Origin of the sequence: Nocardia sp. NBC_01009 (genome assembly GCF_045208035.1) — a bacterium.
In the GTDB taxonomy this organism is placed as follows: Bacteria; Actinomycetota; Actinomycetes; order Mycobacteriales; family Mycobacteriaceae; genus Nocardia.
The window spans coordinates 7,640,911-7,661,226 of the sequence record NZ_CP108695.1 but is presented as its reverse complement, the minus strand read 5'-3'; the positions used below and the strand labels follow the sequence as shown (position 1 = coordinate 7,661,226).

At 66.6% G+C, this 20,316-nt stretch carries 20 protein-coding genes; 17 read left to right on the top strand and 3 right to left on the bottom strand.

The window, feature by feature from the left end; translation table 11 throughout:
* Positions 1–59 precede the first annotated feature (59 nt).
* Complete coding sequence (locus OHA42_RS34630) at positions 60–659, top strand: TetR/AcrR family transcriptional regulator (protein WP_406232219.1); 600 nt, start codon at positions 60–62, stop codon at positions 657–659.
* 45 nt (positions 660–704) lie between these two features.
* Here OHA42_RS34630 and OHA42_RS34625 read toward each other — a convergent pair whose 3' ends face one another.
* Complete coding sequence (locus OHA42_RS34625; RefSeq protein WP_406232217.1) at positions 705–2,186, bottom strand: PucR family transcriptional regulator; 1,482 nt, start codon at positions 2,184–2,186, stop codon at positions 705–707.
* A 172-nt stretch (positions 2,187–2,358) separates the two neighbouring features.
* On the opposite strand from OHA42_RS34625, the gene uraD reads away from it, so the two are divergent.
* The 16 genes from uraD (at position 2,359) to alc (ending at position 19,407) form a co-directional block, all read left to right on the top strand.
* Positions 2,359–2,904, top strand: a complete 546-nt coding sequence (gene uraD / locus OHA42_RS34620; RefSeq protein ID WP_406232216.1) for a 2-oxo-4-hydroxy-4-carboxy-5-ureidoimidazoline decarboxylase — start codon at positions 2,359–2,361, stop codon at positions 2,902–2,904.
* Positions 2,901–3,200 (top strand): hydroxyisourate hydrolase, encoded by a 300-nt coding sequence (gene uraH / locus OHA42_RS34615; RefSeq protein WP_406232215.1) that lies wholly within the window; start codon positions 2,901–2,903, stop codon positions 3,198–3,200. The genes uraD and uraH overlap by 4 nt, the downstream gene beginning before the upstream one ends.
* Before the next feature lie 3 nt (positions 3,201–3,203).
* The gene (gene pucL, locus OHA42_RS34610; protein ID WP_406232213.1) at positions 3,204–4,079 is read left to right on the top strand and encodes a factor-independent urate hydroxylase; all 876 of its coding nucleotides are present in this window, start codon (positions 3,204–3,206) and stop codon (positions 4,077–4,079) included.
* Between the two features lie 13 nt (positions 4,080–4,092).
* A complete protein-coding gene (locus OHA42_RS34605; RefSeq protein ID WP_406232211.1) occupies positions 4,093–4,962 on the top strand; it encodes an FAD binding domain-containing protein in 870 nt (289 codons plus the stop codon).
* A complete protein-coding gene (locus OHA42_RS34600) occupies positions 4,962–5,432 on the top strand; it encodes a (2Fe-2S)-binding protein (RefSeq protein ID WP_406232209.1) in 471 nt (156 codons plus the stop codon). The genes OHA42_RS34605 and OHA42_RS34600 overlap by 1 nt, the downstream gene beginning before the upstream one ends.
* The gene (locus tag OHA42_RS34595; RefSeq protein WP_406232207.1) at positions 5,429–6,778 is read left to right on the top strand and encodes an 8-oxoguanine deaminase; all 1,350 of its coding nucleotides are present in this window, start codon (positions 5,429–5,431) and stop codon (positions 6,776–6,778) included. Before OHA42_RS34600 ends, OHA42_RS34595 begins: the two co-directional genes overlap by 4 nt.
* Positions 6,775–9,105 carry a xanthine dehydrogenase family protein molybdopterin-binding subunit gene (locus OHA42_RS34590; protein ID WP_406232206.1) on the top strand — a complete coding sequence of 777 codons (2,331 nt, stop codon included), beginning with the start codon at positions 6,775–6,777 and terminating at the stop codon, positions 9,103–9,105. Before OHA42_RS34595 ends, OHA42_RS34590 begins: the two co-directional genes overlap by 4 nt.
* Before the next feature lie 121 nt (positions 9,106–9,226).
* Complete coding sequence (locus OHA42_RS34585) at positions 9,227–10,669, top strand: NCS2 family permease (protein WP_406232204.1); 1,443 nt, start codon at positions 9,227–9,229, stop codon at positions 10,667–10,669.
* Between the two features lie 4 nt (positions 10,670–10,673).
* Positions 10,674–11,741 (top strand): XdhC family protein, encoded by a 1,068-nt coding sequence (locus OHA42_RS34580; protein WP_406232203.1) that lies wholly within the window; start codon positions 10,674–10,676, stop codon positions 11,739–11,741.
* Between the two features lie 215 nt (positions 11,742–11,956).
* A complete protein-coding gene (locus OHA42_RS34575) occupies positions 11,957–12,334 on the top strand; it encodes a gamma-glutamylcyclotransferase (RefSeq protein ID WP_406232202.1) in 378 nt (125 codons plus the stop codon).
* Positions 12,335–13,135: a hydroxypyruvate isomerase family protein gene (locus OHA42_RS34570; protein ID WP_406232201.1), complete on the top strand. Its 801-nt coding sequence runs from the start codon at positions 12,335–12,337 to the stop codon at positions 13,133–13,135. It begins immediately after the preceding gene.
* Between the two features lie 53 nt (positions 13,136–13,188).
* On the top strand, positions 13,189–14,076 hold the full coding sequence (locus tag OHA42_RS34565) for an NAD(P)-dependent oxidoreductase (RefSeq protein ID WP_406232199.1): 888 nt from the start codon (positions 13,189–13,191) through the stop codon (positions 14,074–14,076).
* A gap of 2 nt (positions 14,077–14,078) precedes the next feature.
* Positions 14,079–15,881 (top strand): glyoxylate carboligase, encoded by a 1,803-nt coding sequence (gcl, locus tag OHA42_RS34560; RefSeq protein WP_406232198.1) that lies wholly within the window; start codon positions 14,079–14,081, stop codon positions 15,879–15,881.
* A complete protein-coding gene (locus tag OHA42_RS34555) occupies positions 15,878–17,065 on the top strand; it encodes a glycerate kinase (protein WP_406232197.1) in 1,188 nt (395 codons plus the stop codon). Before gcl ends, OHA42_RS34555 begins: the two co-directional genes overlap by 4 nt.
* Positions 17,058–18,365 (top strand): allantoinase AllB, encoded by a 1,308-nt coding sequence (gene allB / locus OHA42_RS34550; RefSeq protein ID WP_406232196.1) that lies wholly within the window; start codon positions 17,058–17,060, stop codon positions 18,363–18,365. Before OHA42_RS34555 ends, allB begins: the two co-directional genes overlap by 8 nt.
* 10 nt (positions 18,366–18,375) lie before the next feature.
* Positions 18,376–19,407 (top strand): allantoicase, encoded by a 1,032-nt coding sequence (gene alc / locus OHA42_RS34545; RefSeq protein WP_406232194.1) that lies wholly within the window; start codon positions 18,376–18,378, stop codon positions 19,405–19,407.
* A 58-nt stretch (positions 19,408–19,465) separates the two neighbouring features.
* On the opposite strand, the gene trxA is transcribed toward alc, so the two are convergent.
* Both trxA and OHA42_RS34535 read right to left on the bottom strand, forming a co-directional pair.
* Positions 19,466–19,816 carry a thioredoxin gene (gene trxA / locus OHA42_RS34540; RefSeq protein ID WP_406239803.1) on the bottom strand — a complete coding sequence of 117 codons (351 nt, stop codon included), beginning with the start codon at positions 19,814–19,816 and terminating at the stop codon, positions 19,466–19,468.
* Positions 19,816–20,226 (bottom strand): MerR family transcriptional regulator, encoded by a 411-nt coding sequence (locus OHA42_RS34535; protein WP_406232193.1) that lies wholly within the window; start codon positions 20,224–20,226, stop codon positions 19,816–19,818. The genes trxA and OHA42_RS34535 overlap by 1 nt, the downstream gene beginning before the upstream one ends.
* Between the last annotated feature and the right edge of the window lie 90 nt (positions 20,227–20,316).

Here is a 20,316-nt window from a genome sequence, read left to right as displayed (position 1 = left end):
TCACCATTAAAGTGAACCAGTAGTTCATGTTCTGTGCAAGGTGGTCGAGAGGATCAGAGATGACCGGACAACCGAGACTGCGGGCGGACGCTCAGCGCAATCGCGAAGCGATCCTCGACGCGGCACGAGAGCTCGTGGTCGGCCGCGGTCCCGCCATCGGAATGGACGAGATCGCCGCTGCGGCCGGTGTCGCGGTCGGCACGCTGTACCGGCACTTCCCGACCAAGAAGGATCTCGTCGAGGCGATCGTGGCCGAACTGGCCGCGATGGTCGGCGCATCGCTCGACGCGGCGCTGTCCAGGGTGGGAAGCGGCGCGACATCTGCCATCGATGAGATCGTCGCGTTGCTGCACAGCGTCGTGATCGACATGCGGCAGGAGCGCTTGCTGAGGTTCGCCGTGACCGGATTGGCCGAGGATTCGTTGCAGGACCTGCGGCAGCGTGGCCGCGCCGCAGTCGAGCAGTTGGTTGCGGCGGCACACCGGGACGGATCGCTCTATCCCGACGTTGCGGTCGACGATGTAATCCTGCTCCTGGCGACGTCACCATCGGATGCTGTGTCTAGGGCCGAACAGCAGCGGTGGCTGACATTGGCGCGTCGTGCACTCTCCCCGGTTTCCGAGTTCGAAGCCGGGAACCGACGCCGACCACGCGCCTAGCGGTATGTGCATACGTCCGTCGGTGCGGGCAGCAGTCTTCGACGATCAGCGCAGGGCGAGGGCGAGGAAGAAGTCGACGCGGTCTTCCAGGCGGGAGAGGTCTCGGCCGGTTAGTTCTTCGATGCGTTGGATGCGGTAGCGCAGGGTGTTGACGTGGACGTGGAGCAGGTCGGCGGACTTGGTCCAGGAGCCGGAGGCCTCGAGGAAGGTTTCCAGGGTGTGGACCAGATCCGAGCGGTTGTCCTGGTCGTAGTTGGTGAGGGGGTCGAGCAGGCGCAGCCGGAACATCCGGCGGACCTCGTCGGGGACGCTGGCCAGCAGCAGCATGTGGGTCGCCAGCTCGTCGTGTCCGACGACGCTGGTGGGCTGGTGACGATCGGCTGCCAGGCGGCGGGCGTAACGAGCCTCCTCCACGGCGCCGCGCAGACCTTCGCCGTCGACCACGCCGCTGACGCCGACCGACAGTTGGCTGCCGCGTAGGCCGGGCTCCAGAGCTGCTACGGCCCGGTGGATTTCGTCGATGACCGAGCCGTCGGTGCCAGCAGGTATCAGGGCGATCGCCTCACCATCGACGACGCCTGCGGCGGGCCTTCTGCCGTAGAGGATTTCGCGCAGGAGCACGCGTAATTCGCCGGGGCGCAAGGTATCTGCCTGTGCTGCGGCCACCACAGCGATATAGGACTCGGCGGAGCCGAGGCCGGTCAGTTCGAGGCGGGAGATGATCTCGGCGGGCTTGGCGTCGGAGACGATCAGTTCGATGAGTTCCTGGGCAAGGCGGCCCTCGGCGCTCTGCCGGTCGTCCTGGCGGGCGCGTTCGAGGGACACGACGGCCGCGAGCTCGCCGGTCAGGGCGCGGCGTTCCTCGGGCCAGTCGCCGCAGTCGCCCTCGAAGACCAGAAACCAGTCGGCCGCCCGTGACGTGCGGTGCTCGTCGACGGCGAACAGCGAATAGCGCGCGCTCTGGTGGGTCAGCACATGGGGCAGGCGGCGGGCGCTGAGGAAGGCCGCCGTCACCTCGGCGGGCGGCGGGGGCGGGCCCGCAACCACCCGGCCGGTCGAGGACATGACCCAGCAGCGCATGCCCAGGTCGCGTTCGATGAGTTCCAGCACCGAGCCGAGGCCCGAACCCGCGACCAGCTGGCGATGCCGATCGAGGACAGCGGTCAGATCGGCGGCACGGCCGGTGGAGAGGTTTCTGGTGATTTGCTCGGTGACCGTCGCGAAGGCAATGTTCTCCGGAACCCGGAACAGCGGGATGCCGTGTTTGCGGCACGCCTCGACGATGTCGGGCGGTGCGCCGCCGTACTTGGCATCACCGGCGGCCAGGCCTGCCACGCCTGCTCGGGCCAGTGCTTGGACGAAAATCTCGCTGTCGGCGGGCGTGGAGCGCCATTGCAGGCCGGTCAGCACCAGCTCCCCGCCGGAGAGGTAGCGGCTGGGATCGAGCATGTCCGTGGTTACCACCCAGCGAACGAAGCGGTCGAGCTGGTTCTCGCCGGTCACGAGCTCCAGCCCCAGGTCCGTCATGGTGAGTAGGGAACGTAGGCGCACGTGGTGGACGCTAACAGTCGAGGGGCTTGGACATACCTACAAAGAATCCTGTGTGAACTGGCACACAGTTCGGATTTCTCGTTTCTAGCTGCGCTGATCCCCAGCGGGTGTACTTACCGGACACGTTGAGACCCCGATGGGAGACCGGATGTCAGGTGAGATTGGATGGCTCAACTCACTGCCTCTCGACCACGCGGAGGCGGAGCTGCTGACCTGTTGCGCGTCCCGGACCTGGGCGCGAAAGGTGGTGGCGCGCAGACCATATGAGAACAGCGAAAGCCTGATAGCGGCCGCGGTGACCGGAGTGTGCGAGCTGAGTTGGCCGGATGTCGAGGAGGCGCTGTCGGCGCACCCGCGCATCGGTGAACGAGCCAAAGTGGCTGCAGCAGTGGGAGTTTCGTCAGAAAGTGCGGTAAAGGCACGGCGCGAGGCACATTGGTCGCGCAGCGAGCAATCCGGGGCCGCGACCGCCGACCCCGCGGTGCTGCGCGAACTCGCCGCAGGAAATTTTGCTTACGAAGAGCGGTTCGGGCATGTCTTCCTGATTCGCGCGACCGGCCGCAGTGCCGAGGAAATACTCACTGAGCTGCGTAAACGCCTGGACAATGCGGTCGAAGACGAGCGTGTGGTCATTTCGGCGGAGCTCGCCGAGATCACCAGGCTCCGGGTGCGCAAGCTGCTGGAGCAGCGATGAGCCTGTCGACCCACGTGCTCAATGCGGCCACCGGCCGCCCCGCCGCCGGACTGCTGGTCCGACTGGCGACGGTCGAGGGCACCGTGCTCGCCGAGCATCGCACCGACGCCGACGGCCGGATCAAGGACCTGCCCGCTCCCGCGGCCGGCGTGCACCGCCTGACCTTCGAGACCGGCGAGATCAGCCCGTTCTATCCGTCGGTCTCCATCGACTTCACCATCGCAGACCCAGCCGAGCACCACCACGTGCCGCTGCTGCTCAGCCCGTATTCCTACTCCACCTATCGAGGTAGCTGAACAATGTCGATCAAGCTAGGCCCCAATAGATACGGCAAGTCCGAGAACCGTGTCGTCAGGGTGACGAAAACCGGTGGCATCCATGAGATCCGAGATCTCAACGTCAGCGTGGCGTTGTCCGGAGACATGGACGACACTCACCTCACCGGCGGCAACGCCGCGGTGCTGCCGACCGACACCCAGAAGAACACCGTCTTCGCCTTCGCGAAGGAGCACGGTATCGCCTCGCCCGAGGACTTCGGCCTGCTGCTCGCCCGGCATTTCGTCGACTCCCAGCCGACCATCGAGCATGCCAGGGTCTCGCTGGAGGAGTACGCCTGGGAGCGCATCGTCGTCGGCCCCGGCGACCGGCAGCACTCCTTCGTCCGCTCCAACCAGGAGATCCGCACCGCCCGCGTGCACAACGACGGTGACAATGCCTGGGTGGTCACGGGATTGAAGAATCTCGTGGTCCTCAACTCCACCGGCTCGGAGTTCCACGGCTACATCAAGGACAAGTACACGACGCTGCGCGAAGCCTATGACCGCGTTCTCGCGACCGAGGTCAATGCGGAGTGGCGGCACATCGCCGTCCCCGACGACTGGGACAAGTCCTACCTGACTGCCCGCGGCTGCCTGCTGGAGGCGTTCGCGGAGACCCACAGCCTGTCGCTGCAGCAGACCCTGTACGCCATGGGCAACCGGGTCCTCGACACCTGTCCGGAGATCGGCGAGGTCCGGCTTTCGCTGCCCAATAAGCACCATTTCGTGGTGGATCTGTCTCCGTTCGGCCTGGAGAACGACAACGAGGTGTTCTGGGCCGCCGACCGGCCCTACGGCCTCATCGAAGGTTCGGTCCTGTCCGAGGACGCCCCCGACGCAGGGCCCGCCTGGGACTGAATCGGGAATGACAATGGACTTTCTACAACCTGCCACCTGGGCCGAAGCCCTCGAGCTGAAGGCCGACCGCCCGGACGCCACCCCGATCCAGGGCGGCACCGACATCATGGTCGAGCTCAACTTCGACAAGGGCCGCCCCGCCGCACTGCTCGACCTCAATCAGTGCCGCGATCTGTTCGAATACGAGGAGCGCGACGGCAAGTTCCGGATCGGGGCGGGCGTTCCCTATGTGCGGATAATCAACCGGCTCGGTGACCGGCTGCCCGGCCTGGCGCAGGCATCACGAACGGTCGGCTCGCCGCAGATCCGCAACCGCGGCACGGTCGGCGGCAATCTCGGCGGCGCGTCACCGGCCGGTGACGCCCACCCCGCGCTGCTCGCAGGCGATGCGGTGGTCGAGGTGGAGTCGGCCGCGCGCGGCAGTCGCATGATCCCGATCGACGACTTCTACGTGTGGGTCAAGAAGAACGCACTCGAGCCCGACGAGCTCATCCGCGCCGTGTGGCTCGCGCCCGCGCACGGGCCGCAGTACTTTGCCAAGGTCGGCACCAGGAACGCCATGGTGATCGCGGTGTGCTCGTTCTCCATTGCGCTCTACCCCGACACCCGCTCGGCAAGGACCGGCATCGGCTCGGCAGGTCCGACACCGCTGCGCGCGACGCCTGCCGAGGAATTCCTCGCCACCCAGCTGGCCTGGGACGATCCCGCCCCGCTCACCGAAAGGGTGCTGCGCGAGTTCGGCGCGCTCGCCGCCGCGGCCGCGAAGCCGATCGATGATGTGCGAGGCACCGCGGACTACCGCAAGCACGCACTGTCGGTGCTGGCGCGGCGCACCTTGACCTGGGCATGGAACGACCATCTAGCAGAGAGGAGGGCGGCCTGATGCGCGTGACCTTCGATGTGAACGGCTCGACGGAAACCGTCGACGACGTCTGGGAGGGGGAGAGCCTCCTCTACATGCTCCGTGAGCGGATGGGCCTTCCCGGCTCCAAGAACGCCTGCGAGCAGGGCGAATGCGGTTCGTGCACAGTCTATTTGAACGGTACCCCGGTCTGTTCCTGTCTCGTAGCGGCAGGCCAGGCGCAGGGCTGTTCGGTGCGGACCGTCGAGGGCCTCGCCAAGGGCGACAAGCTCGATCCGATGCAGCAGGCGTTCGTCGAGGCGGGCGCGGTCCAATGCGGTTTCTGCACACCGGGTCTCATCGTCCAGGCACACGACCTGGTCGAGCACAATCCGGAACCGTCCGATGTGGAGATCCGCGAGGCGCTGGCCGGAAACCTGTGCCGCTGCACCGGATACGAGAAGATCCTCGACGCGGTTCGGCTCGCGGCACGACGTAAGGCGGGCAGATGACCAGGGTCGTTATCGAGAACGCGTACATCGCACCGGTCGTCGGACCGGAGATCGCGTCCGGATATCTCGTCGTCGACGAGGGCAGGATCGAGTCGCTCGGTGCGGGTCCAGCGCCGCTGCTGATTGATGCCCAACGCATCGATGCCACCGGCTGCCTGGTCACCCCCGGCTTGGTCAACACCCACCATCACCTCTACCAGTGGGCGAGCCAAGGCCTGTTCCAGGACTCGACGCTCTTCGAATGGCTGACCGGGCTCTACCGCACCTGGGCCCGCATGGACGCCGAGGTGGTCTACGGGGCCGCCTCCGCAGGCCTCGGCTGGCTGGCGCTGACCGGTTGCACCACCAGCAGCGATCACCACTACATCTTCCCCAAGGGGCGCGGCGATCTGTTCGAAGCCGAGGTGCGCGCCGCACGGGAGATCGGTCTGCGTTTCCACCCGTGCCGCGGCTCGATGGACCGCGGGCAGGCCGACGGCGGCCTGCCGCCGGACGAGGTGGTCGAGGACCGCGACGAAATCCTTTCCCACACCACCGAAGTCATCGACACCTACCACGATCCGTCGTTCGATTCGATGCTGCGGGTCGCCGTCGCGCCGTGCTCGCCGTTCTCGGTCAGCGAGGGCCTGATGCTCGACGCCGCCACGCTGGCACGGGCCAAAGGCGTTCGGCTGCATACCCATCTCGCCGAAACGCTCGACGAGCAGGAGCACTGCATCGAGCAGATGGGTTGCACCCCTGTCGAATACATGGAGAAGCTCGGTTGGCTCGGCGAGGACGTCTGGTTCGCCCACGTGGTGCACCTGCACGACGCCGATATCCGCCGGTTCGCCGAAACCGGCAGCGGCTCAGCGCATTGCCCGAGCTCCAACGCCAGGCTCGGCGCGGGTATCGCCCGCGTCACCGATCTGCTCGCCGCGGGCGCGCCCGTCGGCCTCGGCGTCGACGGTGCGGCGTCGAGCGAGCTGACCTCACTCGCCGGAGAGATGCGCCAAGCCATGCTGTTCCAGCGGGCGGTACACGGCCCGACGGCGTTCACCGCGCGCCAGGCGCTGCAGATAGGAACCATGGGCGGCGCACGCAATCTCGGCCGCCACAACGAGATCGGCAGCCTCGAGCCGGGCAAGCTCGCCGACATCGCCATGTGGCGGGTCGACGGCTTCCGCGCCGCGGTCGAGGACCCGGTGTGCGCCCTGGTCTTCGGCCCGACACCGCCACTGGCGCGGTTACTCGTCGGCGGCCGGACCGTCGTGGAGAACGACGAGCTGCGCACCGTCTCGCACGACGCGGTCGGCAGGGCAGGCGCAGCGGCGCGGAAACGGTTGATGGGAGAGGAGTCCCGATGAGTGCGGTACGTACCATCCGATTCCCCGGCGAGGTCGCCGCGCCGGGGAAGGGCGGCATCGGTGAGAGTCCGCTGCGTCCCGACGGCACCCTCAAGGTGAAGGGCGAATTCGCCTACTCCTCCGACCTGTGGATGGACGGCATGCTGTGGGGTGCGACCCTGCGCAGCCCGCACCCGCGCGCCATTATCCGGAGCATCAATATCGCTCCTGCGCTGGCCATAACCGGTGTACACGCGGTGCTCACCGAGGAGGATGTACCCGGCCGCAAGATGTACGGCCTCGACCACACCTGGGATCAGCCGGTCCTCGCCATCGGCGAGGTGCGCCACCACGGTGAACCCATCGCCCTGGTCGCCGCCGACCATCCCGAGATCGCTCGCCGCGCCCTTACCGCCATCGACATCGATTGGGAGGTACTGGAACCCATTACCGACCCGATGGCGGTGGTTTCGGCTCCGAAGCGTCTGAAGGTGCAGGAGCGCGGCGGTATCGCCCGTCACCAGCCGGTGCGCGTCGGTGATATCACTGTGGGCCGCGCCCTGGCCACCGTGGTGGTGACCGAGGAGTTCGAGGTCGGCATTCAGGACCAGGCATTCCTCGGTCCCGAATCCGGCATGGTCATTCCGGCCGAGGACGGTGGCCTCGACTTCTACGTCGCCACCCAGTGGCTGCACAACGATCTCTCCCAGATCGGCCCGTGCCTCGGCCTGGCCGACGACCAGATCCGCATGACCATGGCCGGTGTCGGCGGAGCCTTCGGCGGCCGCGAGGACCTGTCCATGCAGATCCACGCGGGCATGCTGGCCATGCGCACCGGCAAGCCCATCAAGATGGTGTACAACCGCGAGGAGTCGTTCTTCGGGCACGTACACCGGCACCCGGCGAAGATGCTCTACGAGTACGGTGCCAATGCCGTCGGAAAGCTCACCTACGCAAAGGTTGTCATCGTCCTCGACGGTGGCGCGTACACCTCGGCGACACTGAATGTCACCGGTAACGCGTCCTCGCTCGCGGTAGGACCGTACGAGATTCCGCATATCGAGATCGACGCGTACGGTGTCTACACCAACAACCCGCCGTGCGGTGCTATGCGCGGATTCGGCGCTGTCCAAGCGTGTTTCGCGCACGAGTCGATGATGGACAAGCTCGCGGAGGCATTGGAACTCGACCCGGTGCATGTGCGCCAGATCAACGCCGTCTCGCAGGGCTCGAAGCTGGCGACCGGACAGGTGGTGCACGCGCCCGCACCGCTGGCGGAGATGCTCGATCAGGTGCGCGCGATCCCGCTGCCCGCGGCATTGGATGCCTCCGACATCAGGAACCTGCCGGGTGGGGCGTCACAGACCACCCACGGCGAGGGTGTGGTGCGCGGCATCGGCTACGGCGTCGGCATCAAGAATATCTGCTTCTCCGAAGGGTTCGACGACCTGTCGACGGCCCGAGTGCGACTGGAAGTCATTGCCGGAGAACCGGTTGCACTGGTACACACCGCGGCAGCCGAAGTCGGCCAGGGACTGGTCACCGTCGAGGCGCAGATCGCACGCACCGAACTCGGGATCGAAAGGGTCACCATCCATCCCGCCGACAACCAGGTAGGTGATTCCGGGTCGTCGTCGGCTTCCCGGCAGACCTACATGACCGGCGGTGCGGTCAAGACCGCCTGTGAGGCGGTGCGGGCGCGGCTGCTCGAGCTCGCCATCGCGCAGGGTCACGGTCCCGCCGCACAGCTGATCGGCGGCAAGGTGGTTTCGGAGACGGGGGAGGTGCTCGCTGCGATCGTCGATGTCCTGAATGAGGGGGTTATCGAAGAAACCCGCGAGTACCACCACCGCCCTACCACCGGGATGGATCCGGTCACCGGCCAGGGGAGCAGCCACACCCAGCTGGCGCTGTGCGTGCACCGCGCGGTCGTCGACGTCGATACCGAACTCGGGCTCGTTAAGGTCGTCGCCCTCGACGCGGTGCAAGACGTCGGCAAGATCATGAACCGCCTGTCCCTGGAGGGCCAGATCCATGGCGGCTCCGCACAGGGCCTCGGCCTGGCAGTTATGGAGGAAATTCAGGTCAAGAACGGAAAAGTGCTCAACCCGTCCTTCACGGACTATCTGATTCCCACCATCCTCGATATGCCTCCGCAGAAGCTGGAGATCCTCGAGAACGCCGATCCACACGCCCCGTACGGGCTGCGCGGCGCCGGAGAGCCACCCACGCTCTCTTCGACCCCTGCCATCGCCTCGGCCATTCGTGACGCGTGCCGATCGCAGGGTGGAAACGTGCACATCAATCGTGTGCCGGTGCGACCGGAAGACATCATCCGGAGCAGTTGATCAACAGGGGCAGCCTGCCTATCTAGGACAGACCCCACAACAGCAGTACCCGAACCGAGCGGTCCGCTCGAGTCCACAAGGACCGGACCGTAGGTCGGCTACGCCCCGAGGAGGGCACGCCATGACCCAAATTCAGACCAAGCCCAGCGCACCAGAGCCGGTTGCCGGAAGGTCTGCGCTGGACCGGTTCTTCCGGCTGAGCGAACGCAAGACCACGATTTCCCGGGAAATCCGTGGCGGCATCACCACTTTCGTCGCGATGGCCTACGTCATCCTGCTGGTCCCGCTCATTCTCGGCGGTGTCGCGGATGTCAACGGTGACAAGTTGAGCATCGCTCAACTCACCACGGCCACGGCGTTTTCCGCAGGACTGAGCACTGTCCTGATGGGCCTTGTCGGCAATGTGCCGCTAGCGCTCGCCGCCGGACTCGGCGTGGTACCGGTGGTCGCCTTTCAGGCCGCGCCACACATGACCTGGCCCCAGACCATGGGCTTGGTCTTCCTGATGGGCGTGATCATCGTGGTGCTCGCGGCGACCGGCCTGCGAACGATGATCATCAATGCCATTCCGCTCAGTCTCAAGAACGCCATCGGCGTCGGGATCGGCATGTTCATCGCCATGATCGGCCTTGTCTCGGCCGGTGTCGTCGGCCACGGTTCGCAGACGGGTCCGCCGGTCACGCTCGGGGCCGGTGGTCATCTCTCGGGTTGGCCGGTGGTGATATTCGCGGTCGGACTGCTTGTGATGCTCGCGCTGTTCATCCGCAAGGTGCCCGGTGCGATTCTGATCAGCATCGTCATCGCGACGGTGCTCGCCGTCGCGGTCAATTCGCTGGCGAAGATCGACCCGGCGGCGTGGGGCCCTGTCGTGCCGGAGTCGCCGAAAGGCTTCTTCTCCGCACCCGATTTCGGCCTGATGTTCGATATCGACTTCTTCGGGGGATTCGCCGAAGCGGGCGGACTCGTCGCGGGAGTCGTGCTGTTCACCCTCGTGCTGACCGGCTTCTTCGATGCCATGGGCACGGTTTTCGGGGTCTGTGACGAGGCCGGCCTGCTCGACGAGAAGGGCACCATGCCCGGTATCGGCAAGGTGCTCACCATCGATGGCGTCGCGCAGATTATCGGTGGAGCCAGCGGCGGCGCCGGAAACACGGTCTATGTCGAGTCCGCGACGGGTGTCGGTGAGGGCGCCCGTACCGGATTGACCAGTGTGGTGACCGGTGGGCTCTTCTGTCTCGCAGTCTTTTTCACCCCGCTGGCCGCGGTGGTGCCGATACAAGCGGCCGCTCCGGCATTGGTGCTCGTCGGCGCACTGATGATGACCCAGGCCCGCAAGATCGACTGGGCCGATCTCGAGGTGGCGGTGCCCGCCTTCCTGACGATCGTGCTGATGCCGTTCACCTACTCGATCACCAACGGTGTCGGCGCGGGTCTGATCGCCTACGTGGTGATCAAGTCGGCGCGCGGCAAGTTCAGTGAAATCCATTGGCTGGTTTGGGTTGTCGCGCTGGTCTTCGCGGGCTACTTCGGCATCTCGGCCATCGAACTCCTGCTTGGCGGATAAGGCGATGCGTGACCTCGCGACAGAACTCCTGCAATGGCACACGGCGGGCAAGTCCTACGCCGTCGCCACCGTCATCGGTGTCACCGGCAGCGCGCCGCGGCCGCCCGGCGCCGCCCTTGCCGTCGATGCCGAAGGCGCGGTCATCGGAAGCATTTCCGGTGGTTGTGTCGAAGGTGCGGTGTACGAACTCTGTCGCGAGGTGCTGCGCACCGGACAGTCGATGCGCGAAACCTTCGGATACAGCGACGAGGACGCCTTTGCCGTCGGCTTGACCTGCGGCGGTGAGCTCGAAGTGTTCATTCAGGCGATAACGCCCGACGAGCACGGGACCATTCGAGCGATCCTGCAGTCCACCGAGGCGGTCGCGCTGGTGCGGGATCTGAATACCGGGGCGGCGACGGCGCTCGGCACCTGGTGGACCCTCGGTGCGATCTTCGACGAGGTGATCGTCGCGGAGGCCCGGGCCATGCTCGACACCGGATCAACCGGCTTGCGGGTCGTCGGCTGCGGGGCCGGGGAGCGCACGATTTTTGTGGAGTCCTATGTACCTGCGCCGCGCATGATCGTCTTCGGCGCAATAGATTTCGCCGCTGCCGTCACCCGCATCGGGCGTTTCCTCGGGTACCACGTCACGGTCTGCGATGCGCGACCGGTGTTCGCCACCCGCGCCCGATTCCCGGACGCCGACGAGATCGTCGTGGAATGGCCCGACCGCTATCTCGCACGTACCCCGGTGGATTCGCGCACCGTCCTGTGTGTGCTCACCCACGACGCCAAGTTCGACATCCCGCTGCTCGAGGTGGCGCTGCGGTTGCCGGTCGCCTATGTGGGCGCGATGGGTTCCCGTCGCACCCATGCGGATCGCCATGCCAGGTTGCGTGCGGTCGGTGTATCCGAAGCCGAACTCGCCCAACTGCATTCGCCGATCGGGTTGGACCTCGGCGGGCGCACGGCCGAGGAGACCGCGGTGGCTGTCGCCGCGGAGATCGTCGCGGTCCGCCGCGGCGGTTCGACACAGCCGCTCACCACCAGTGACGGCCCGATCCACCGGGACCTGGTCCCGGCCTGGTGAGGGCTTCTTACCGCACACCCCGTGTCTCAGCCGTACACCCATCGCACGGGGTGTGCGGTATGCCCGCGATCGGCCGATCAATGACATGCACCTTTCTGGAGCATCGTACGAAATGAGCTCCGAAACAGACGGTGAGCTCGGTGTTAATCGCTTCTATTCCAAGTGAACCGGTTACCCACATACTTGGACGAAATTTCGAACAAAGGACCCGAACAATGCCGTTGATATTTCTGAACGGTTCCGCGATGCGTGGCGGGCCGCTGAACCACCTGCTGGACGGCGCGCCCTTCGCGGGCGAGGTGAAAACCGCGCCGCGCTACCGATTCTTCTCTGTCGGAGACCGTTTTCCCGGCCTGGAGCCGGCCGCGGACGGCGGCGACTCGATCGAGGGGGAGCTCTTCGATGTGCCGCTCGACGTGCTACGCAGCAGGTTGCTGCCCGCCGAGCCGCCCGAACTCGAGCTCGGCGCGATCGAACTGGAGGACGGCCGTTCGGTCTTGTCCATGGTGCTGCGCAGGCCGCCGACCTCGTATCCGGAGCTGATCGATATCACCGCGATCGGCAGCTGGCAGAAATACCGCCGAAGGAGCTGAATGAATAACTACACGGGGAGTTCGAAACTCCCGAAATTCGATGTCAACTGCTCGATACTCTTCACCGACCTCCCGCTGCTGGAACGACCGGCCGCCGCGAAGCAGGCCGGATTCGACGCGGTCGAATTCTGGTGGCCATTCGGGGAGAATCCGGCACCGGGCGATAAAGAGATCGATGAATTCATCCGTGCGATCAATGATGCCGGTGTCGAGCTGATCGGCCTGAACTTCATCGATCTGATCCCGGCGGGCCGCGGCCTGGTCTCGGTCCCCAGTGCAGTCATGAAGTTCCGGGACAACATCGATGTGGCCGTCGGGATCGCCGACAGCACCGGCTGTCGCGCCCTGAATGCCCTCTACGGCAACCGGATCGCCGGCGAATCTCCGGAGAAGCAGGACGAACTTGCGTTGGAGAACCTGCGCATCGCCGCTCGGGCGGCAGCTCGCATCGGCGCCACCGTGCTGGTGGAGGCGCTCAACTCCCTCGAGTCGCCGGACTATCCGATCGTCAGCGCCGAGCACGCGATTCGAGTCATCGAGCAGACCGGCGAGCCCAATGTGCGATTCCTCTGCGACCTCTATCACCTGGCCAGGATGGACGAGAACCTCATCGAGGTGATCGAGACCCACGCGCCGCACATCGGCCATGTGCAGATCGCCGATGATCCCGGCCGCGGCCGACCAGGCACCGGCGAGCTCGACTTTCCCCGGCTCTTCGAAACCCTCGCCGCCAGTGGCTACGACGGCTGGATCGGCCTCGAATACAAGGACCCCGAGTTGGATTGGAACTGGATCAAATGAGCGAGCGCAGCGAGCGAATCATCGACACAGCGCCCGCTGGGAACGGTGGAGTCATGAGCAAGATCGGATTTGTCGGACTCGGGATCATGGGCAGCCCGATGGCGGGCCACCTCGTCGCGGCCGGGCACGACGTCACTGGTTACGACGTCGGCCCGACCGGGCTCGACAAGCTGAAGGCGGCGGGTGGCGCGGCCGCGGCCAGCGCTGCGGAAGCGGTGCGCGACAAGGACATCGTCATCACGATGCTGCCCCAGGACGAGCACGTCGAGCAGGTCTTCGGTGATGTCCTCGAGCACGCGAACCCCGGGACGCTGTACATCGACTTCTCTACGATCACCCCGCAGACGGCCCGGTGGACCGCGGAAGAGGGCAAGAAGAAGGGCCTGCGTGTCCTCGACGCCCCGGTGAGTGGAGGGGAGACCGGGGCGGTCAATGCCGCCCTGTCGATCATGGTCGGCGGCGCGGAGGCCGACTTCGAGGCCGCCCGGCCGATTTTCGGCGCGGTCGGCAAGACCGTCGCGTTGGTCGGCGGCAACGGTGCGGGGCAGTGCGTCAAAGCGGCCAATCAGCTGGTCGTCGGCGGTACGTATGCCCTGGTCGCCGAGGCGATCCTGCTGATGGAGAATCTGGGCGCGGACGCGGCGAAGGGCCTCGACGTGCTGGCCGGCGGCCTTGCGGGCAGCAAGATCCTCGAGCTCAAGCGCGAGTCCATGCTGGCGCGCAGTTTCGTGCCGGGGTTTCGAATCGACCTGCACCACAAGGACATGGGCATTATCCTGCAGGCCGCTCGTCAGGCCGAGGTGTCGATCCCGATGGGCGCGCTGACCGCGCAGTTGATCGCCGCGGCGCGGGCCATGGGCTACGGCTCGCTGGACCATTCGGCGCTGCTGCTCGTCGCGGACGCGCTGTCCGGGCGGACCGAGACAGACGGGGCGAGCTGACCATGGCACGCATGCGCACCGTCGATGCGGCTGTTCTGATTCTGGAAAAGGAGGGGGCGACACAGGCTTTCGGGCTGCCCGGCGCCGCGATCAACCCCTTCTACAGTGCGATGAAGGCGCACGGCGGGATTCGGCACGTCCTTGCCCGCCACGTGGAGGCCGCATCGCACATGGCCGAGGGATACACCCGCGCCGTGCCGGGCAATATCGGCGTCTGCATCGGCACCTCGGGCCCGGCGGGCACGGACATGATCACCGGGTTGTATTCGGCGAGTGCGGATTCCATTCCGATCCTGTGCATCACCGGGCAGGCTCCGGTGGCCAAGCTGCACAAGGAGGACTTCCAGGCGGTCGACATCGCCTCGATCGCCGCACCGGTCAGCAAGTGGGCGGTCACCGTTCTCGAACCGGCACAGGTGCCCGGCACGTTCCAGAAGGCATTCCACCTCATGCGTGACGGTCGGCCGGGGCCGGTCCTCATCGACCTGCCGATCGATGTGCAGCTCGCCGAAATCGAGTTCGACATCGAGACGTACACGCCGTTGGAGGTGCATCGCCCGGCCGCGACGCGGGCACAGGCCGAGAAGGCGATCCGCATGTTGAACGCTGCGCAGCGGCCGCTGATCGTCGCGGGTGGTGGCATCGTCAATGCCGACGCCGCCGAGTTGCTGGTCGAATTCGCCGAGCTGACCGGTGTTCCGGTGGTACCGACCCTGATGGGTTGGGGCACGATCCCCGACGATCACGCCCTGCATGCGGGGATGGTCGGTCTGCAAACCTCGCATCGCTACGGCAATGCGACCCTGTTGGAATCGGACTTCGTCCTCGGCATCGGGAACCGGTGGGCCAACCGGCACACCGGTGGCGTCGAAACCTATACCCAGGGACGCACTTTCGTGCACGTCGACATCGAGCCGACCCAGATCGGGCGGGTGTTCGCGCCCGACTTCGGTATCACCTCCGACGCGGGCGCCGCGCTCGCGGTGTTCGTGGCGGTCGCCCGCGAGCTGGCGGCGGCAGGGGAACTGGCCGACCGCGGCGATTGGGCGGGCCAGGTGCGGGCACGCAAACAGTTGGGGCAGCGCAAGACGCACTTCGACAATGTCCCGATCAAACCGCAGCGGGTCTACGAGGAGATGAACCGGGCGTTCGGACCCGACATCCGCTACGTCAGCACCATCGGTCTGTCGCAGATCCAGGCGGCGCAACTGCTGCACGTGTACCGGCCGCGGCATTGGATCAATGCCGGTCAGGCCGGGCCGCTGGGCTGGACGGTGCCCGCGGCGCTCGGGGTCGCGACCGCCGACCCCGAGGCCACCGTGGTCGCGCTGTCGGGGGACTACGACTTCCAGTTCCTCATCGAGGAATTGGCCGTCGGCGCACAGTTCAACATCCCCTACATCCATGTGCTGGTGAACAACTCGTATCTGGGCCTGATCCGCCAGGCACAGCGGAACTTCTCGATGGACTACTACGTCCAGCTCGACTTCGAGAACATCAACAGTCCCGAGCTGAACGGCTATGGCGTCGACCACGTCAAGGTGGTGGAAGGCTTGGGCTGCAAGGCGATCCGCGTCAACGACCCCGCGTGGATCGGACCCGCGCTGGAAGACGCTAAGAAGCTGATGGCCGAATTCCGGGTGCCGGTGGTCGTCGAGGTCATTCTCGAGCGCGTGACGAATGTGTCGATGGGACTGGAGATCGACAACATCAACGAGTTCGAGGAGCTGGCAAGCTCTGCCGCAGACGCGCCGACCGCGATCGCGCCGATCGAGGAACCGGAACCCGTCGGAGGCGGCAATTGAGTCGGCCGGGTGCGGCCAGGAAATTGTGGCGGGGCGGGCATTGTGTCATCGCGCCCGACAAGTTCAAGGGGTCGCTGACGGCCCCCCAGGTCGCCGCGCACCTGGCGGCGGGGCTTCGGCAGGTCCGGCCGGACATCCCGGTGCTGACCATGCCGGTGGCCGACGGTGGAGACGGCACCGTCGACGCCGTGGTGGAGTCGGGTTTCTCGCGGTTCCAGACGACCGTCACGGGGCCGCTGGGGGATCGGGTCGTCGCGTCGTTCGCGATCCGCGATCACACCGCCGTCGTCGAGCTCGCCGAGGCATCGGGGTTGCGCAGGCTGCAGGGCAGGCCCGATGCCACGGTGGCCCTGACCGCGAGCAGTCTCGGCACCGGTGAGCTGATCAAGGCGGCCGTCGAACGCGGTGCCGGACGGGTCGTCCTCGGCCTCGGCGGCAGTGCGTGCACGGACGGGGGCGTCGGCATGCTGACCGCGCTCGGCGTCCGCTTCCTCGACGAGCACGGACACCCGCTGGCACCAGGCGGCGGGTCGCTGCGCAGGCTGGCGCGCATCGACACCAGCGCCATGATCAGGGTTCCGGTGACCGTCGCCTGCGACGTCGACAACCCGCTGCTCGGGGTGCGCGGCGCGGCGAATGTCTACGCGCGGCAGAAGGGCGCCGAGACCGCCGATGTCGACGAACTCGAAAGGGGCCTGGCCCATTTCGCGTCGATCGTGCGTCGCGATTTGCCCGTCGACGTCGTCGACCGGCCGGGCGCGGGGGCCGCGGGCGGGGTCGGCTATGCCGCTCTCGCTTTTCTCGGTGCGCAGGTTCGGCCGGGCATCGAGCTGATCCTCGAGCAGCTCGGTTTCGCCGAACAGGTCGAAGGCGCTCGGCTGGTGATCACCGGTGAGGGTTCACTGGATCGGCAGACGCTGCACGGGAAGGCGCCGGTCGGGGTGGCACGGGCAGCGGCGGCCGCCGGTGCTCCGGTCATCGCGGTCGCGGGGCAGCGGGCGCTCACCGACGAGCAGCTGCGGCGCGCCCACATCGAGCAGGCATACACACTGACCGACATCGAGCCGGATCCCGAGGTCTGCATGGCGAAGGCCGGACCGCTACTGGAAGCACTCGCTCGCGACATCGCCGAGAACTGGCTGGGCGACAAGGCAATCGGCAACGAGGCAGGCGCTCATGCATGATCTGGTCATCCGATCCCGGCGCGTCGCACTGCCGGACGGGATCCGGCCCGCCGCAATAGCCGTGCAGGACGGACGAATTGCAGCGCTGAGCGACTACGACACGGTGCTGCCCGCGACCACGATCACCGATCTCGCCGACCTGGTCGTGCTGCCGGGACTTGTCGACTCGCACGTCCACGTCAACGAGCCGGGGCGCACCGAGTGGGAGGGTTTTGCCACCGCGACCAAGGCTGCGGCGGCCGGCGGGGTGACCACCATCGTCGACATGCCGCTGAATTCGCTGCCGCCGACGGTCACCGTTGCCGACCTGGCCACCAAGCGCGCGGCGGCGGACGGACAGTGCTATGTGGACGTGGCCTTCTGGGGCGGTGCGATTCCCGGCAACCTGGACTCGCTGCGACCGCTGCACGAGGCGGGCGTCGTCGGTTTCAAGTGCTTCCTGTCGCCGTCCGGGGTCGAGGAGTTCCCGCCGCTGACACTCGACGAGATCGACAAGGTGATGCGGGAGCTGGCATCCTTCGACGGGCTGCTCATTGTGCACGCCGAAGACCCCGTGCGGTTGGGCGAACCGGTCGACGGCTCCTACCGTGCGTTCCTGAATTCCCGACCGGGGGCCGCCGAAAGCTCTGCGGTGCAACAGATCATCGCGCTAGCGGAGGCAACAGGCACCCGGACCCACATCCTGCACGTCTCGTCGGCAGACTGCCTGGCACCGCTCGCCGCCGCACAGGCGCGCGGCGTGCGCATCACTGCGGAGACCTGTCCGCACTATCTCACGCTGTCGGCCGCGGAGGCATACACGACGGCGTTCAAATGCTGTCCGCCCATTCGGGACGCCGCCAACCAGGACGCGCTGTGGCAGGGGCTGGCCGACGGTGTGCTGTCGTGCGTGGTCTCCGACCATTCGCCGTGCCCGCCCGCCATGAAGGAGGGCGACTTTGCCAGCGCATGGGGCGGCATCTCATCGCTGCAGATCGGGCTGCCCGCGGTCTGGACCGCCGCGCGGGCACGGGGATTCGGGCTGACCGACGTCGTGCGCTGGATGGCGGCCGCGCCCGCAGAGCTGGCCGGGCTACGCCGCAAGGGGCGGATCGAGGTCGGCTGCGATGCCGATCTCGTCGCCTTCGATCCCGCGGCGTCGTTCACCGTGGAGCCGATCGCTCTGGCGCACAAGAACCCGATCACGCCCTACGGCGGCCGCGAGCTGTTCGGCGTTGTCCATTCCACCTGGCTCGGCGGCCGTGTCGCGTGGCACGGCCACCCGCCTGCGGGTCGTCATTTGGTTACCGACAACCGTTGAGAGAGAACACATGTCAGACTTCACCAGCCTGCCCGACTTGGCGCTGCGCAGTAATCGCGCGAGCGTGATCGCCGCGAGCGACGAATCTTTTGAAGAGCGAGAGAATCTCATCAACCCGTGGGAGCCGCGCTTCCAGGAGCACACGTTCGGTCCCAAGGGGCAGGAGTACGACGGCTGGGAAACCCGCAGGCACCGCGGCCCCGGTGACGATTGGGCCATCATCCGCCTCGGTATGTCCGGTGTGATCCGCGGCGTCGTAGTGGACACGGCCTGGTTCAAAGGCAACTACCCGCCCCATATTTCGGTTGCGGCGTGCCGGGCGCCGGACTACCCCTCGGTGGCGCGGCTGAGTAGCGCGGAATGGGTGGACATCGTGCCGCGCAGCGCGATCGGCGGCGATGCGAAGCACGAGTTCCCGGTGTCGGACGAACGCATCTTCACCCACGTCCGCCTGACTATGTACCCGGACGGTGGCGTGGCCCGCCTGCGCGTGCACGGTGAGGTGGTCCCGGATCCGGCCCTGCTCACCGGTCTCACCGTGGACCTTGCGGCGCTGGCCAACGGGGCACGCGCGGTGGCGTGCTCCAATATGTTCTATTCCGCCCCGGACAACATGCTCGCCCCCGGTCTGGCGCGCAACCAAGCGGAGGGGTGGGAGACCGCGCGGCGTCGGGACGGCGGAAACGACTGGGCGACAATCCGTCTCGCCGCCCAGGGCTTTCCGGAGTTGATCGAGCTGGACACCACGAACCTGCTGTTCAACGCCCCTGGCTCGGCCCGCCTGCTCGGTATCGATCACCACGGCGACGAACCGTTGCCCGCGCCGGCCGACCCGGCCTGGTTCGAGCTGCTGCCCGAAACGCCCCTGCAGCCCGACACTCCGCATCGATTCCGGTTGCCGCGTGCTCCGCGCAGGCCCGCCACCCATGTGCGCGTCGACATCTACCCGGACGGCGGCATCGCCCGCCTCGGCGTCCTCGGCACCCTCACCCCGGCCGCGGAGCGAAAGTTGAGCTCTCGCTGGCTTTCATCCGCCGAGTAGCCACCCGCCGCGAAGCTATGTCGCGGTGGCGCGATCGATGTCGTCGACAGGGGTGTCCTCAGGCACCGAGGGCGGCATCGATCTCCGCGAGCAGCCGGGCTTTCGAGCGCGCACCGACCAGCGTGGTGACCGGCCGACCGCCGCGGAACAGGATCAGTGTCGGCAGCGACATCACCTGATAGTCGCGCATCACGGCCGGGTTCGAGTCGGTGTCGATGGCGCGAATCGTCAGCGATCCGGCACGCTCGTCGGCTATCTGCGCGAGTACCGGTGCGATCATCCGGCACGGTGGGCACCATGCCGCCCAGAAGTCCACCAGAACGGGTTTGTCGTGCTCGAGGACATCGCGCACGAAGCTTTTGTCGGTGACGGCGGCGATATCGGCGGTGGTGTGGGTGGTGGACGACATCATGCCTCCGCGATTTCGTTCGTCTCGATGGTGTCTGCTCCGCAGCACGAATGCGCAGGCCGGGTCAGCGCGCGGGTCAGCTTGTCCTGCAGCCCCGCTCGCACCACGTCGAGCCGGGCGATGCATTCCTCGACCTCGGCGAGTTTGCGCTGGTAGACCTCGATCGAGTCGGCGCAGGAATCCCCGGTCTCGTGACCGGCGCGCAGGCACTCGACGAACGGCTTGGTGTCATCGAGGCTCAAGCCGACGGCCTGTAGGGTCCTGATCTCATCGACCAGCCGAAAGTCCGCTTCGTCGTACTCGCGATACCCGTTGGCCGAGCGCCTCGCATCGAGCAGCCCCTGTGACTCATAGAAGCGCAGCGCCCGCGTTGTCGTTCCGGCTCGCCGGGCGAGTTCACCAATTCGCATGTGATCGACGGTAAACCTTGCCCCGAACGTCAAGGCAACACTTTTTGTCGATCGGGCGATGTTCGCCACGTGAGGTTGTGCTTGACCAGG

Bases quoted from the DNA above. Each gene is read 5' to 3' on its own strand.
- OHA42_RS34595 (WP_406232207.1), top strand. From the start codon at position 5,429: ATGACCAGGGTCGTTATCGAGAACGCGTACATCGCACCGGTCGTCGGA.
- OHA42_RS34585 (WP_406232204.1), top strand. From the start codon at position 9,227: ATGACCCAAATTCAGACCAAGCCCAGCGCACCAGAGCCGGTTGCCGGA.
- OHA42_RS34535 (WP_406232193.1), bottom strand. From the start codon at position 20,226: ATGCGAATTGGTGAACTCGCCCGGCGAGCCGGAACGACAACGCGGGCG.
- OHA42_RS34600 (WP_406232209.1), top strand. From the start codon at position 4,962: ATGCGCGTGACCTTCGATGTGAACGGCTCGACGGAAACCGTCGACGAC.
- OHA42_RS34570 (WP_406232201.1), top strand. From the start codon at position 12,335: ATGAATAACTACACGGGGAGTTCGAAACTCCCGAAATTCGATGTCAAC.
- OHA42_RS34580 (WP_406232203.1), top strand. From the start codon at position 10,674: ATGCGTGACCTCGCGACAGAACTCCTGCAATGGCACACGGCGGGCAAG.
- uraD (WP_406232216.1), top strand. From the start codon at position 2,359: ATGTCAGGTGAGATTGGATGGCTCAACTCACTGCCTCTCGACCACGCG.
- OHA42_RS34590 (WP_406232206.1), top strand. From the start codon at position 6,775: ATGAGTGCGGTACGTACCATCCGATTCCCCGGCGAGGTCGCCGCGCCG.
- OHA42_RS34630 (WP_406232219.1), top strand. From the start codon at position 60: ATGACCGGACAACCGAGACTGCGGGCGGACGCTCAGCGCAATCGCGAA.
- OHA42_RS34575 (WP_406232202.1), top strand. From the start codon at position 11,957: ATGCCGTTGATATTTCTGAACGGTTCCGCGATGCGTGGCGGGCCGCTG.
- alc (WP_406232194.1), top strand. From the start codon at position 18,376: ATGTCAGACTTCACCAGCCTGCCCGACTTGGCGCTGCGCAGTAATCGC.
- OHA42_RS34565 (WP_406232199.1), top strand. From the start codon at position 13,189: ATGAGCAAGATCGGATTTGTCGGACTCGGGATCATGGGCAGCCCGATG.
- uraH (WP_406232215.1), top strand. From the start codon at position 2,901: ATGAGCCTGTCGACCCACGTGCTCAATGCGGCCACCGGCCGCCCCGCC.
- pucL (WP_406232213.1), top strand. From the start codon at position 3,204: ATGTCGATCAAGCTAGGCCCCAATAGATACGGCAAGTCCGAGAACCGT.
- trxA (WP_406239803.1), bottom strand. From the start codon at position 19,816: ATGTCGTCCACCACCCACACCACCGCCGATATCGCCGCCGTCACCGAC.
- allB (WP_406232196.1), top strand. From the start codon at position 17,058: ATGCATGATCTGGTCATCCGATCCCGGCGCGTCGCACTGCCGGACGGG.
- gcl (WP_406232198.1), top strand. From the start codon at position 14,079: ATGGCACGCATGCGCACCGTCGATGCGGCTGTTCTGATTCTGGAAAAG.
- OHA42_RS34605 (WP_406232211.1), top strand. From the start codon at position 4,093: ATGGACTTTCTACAACCTGCCACCTGGGCCGAAGCCCTCGAGCTGAAG.
- OHA42_RS34625 (WP_406232217.1), bottom strand. From the start codon at position 2,186: ATGACGGACCTGGGGCTGGAGCTCGTGACCGGCGAGAACCAGCTCGAC.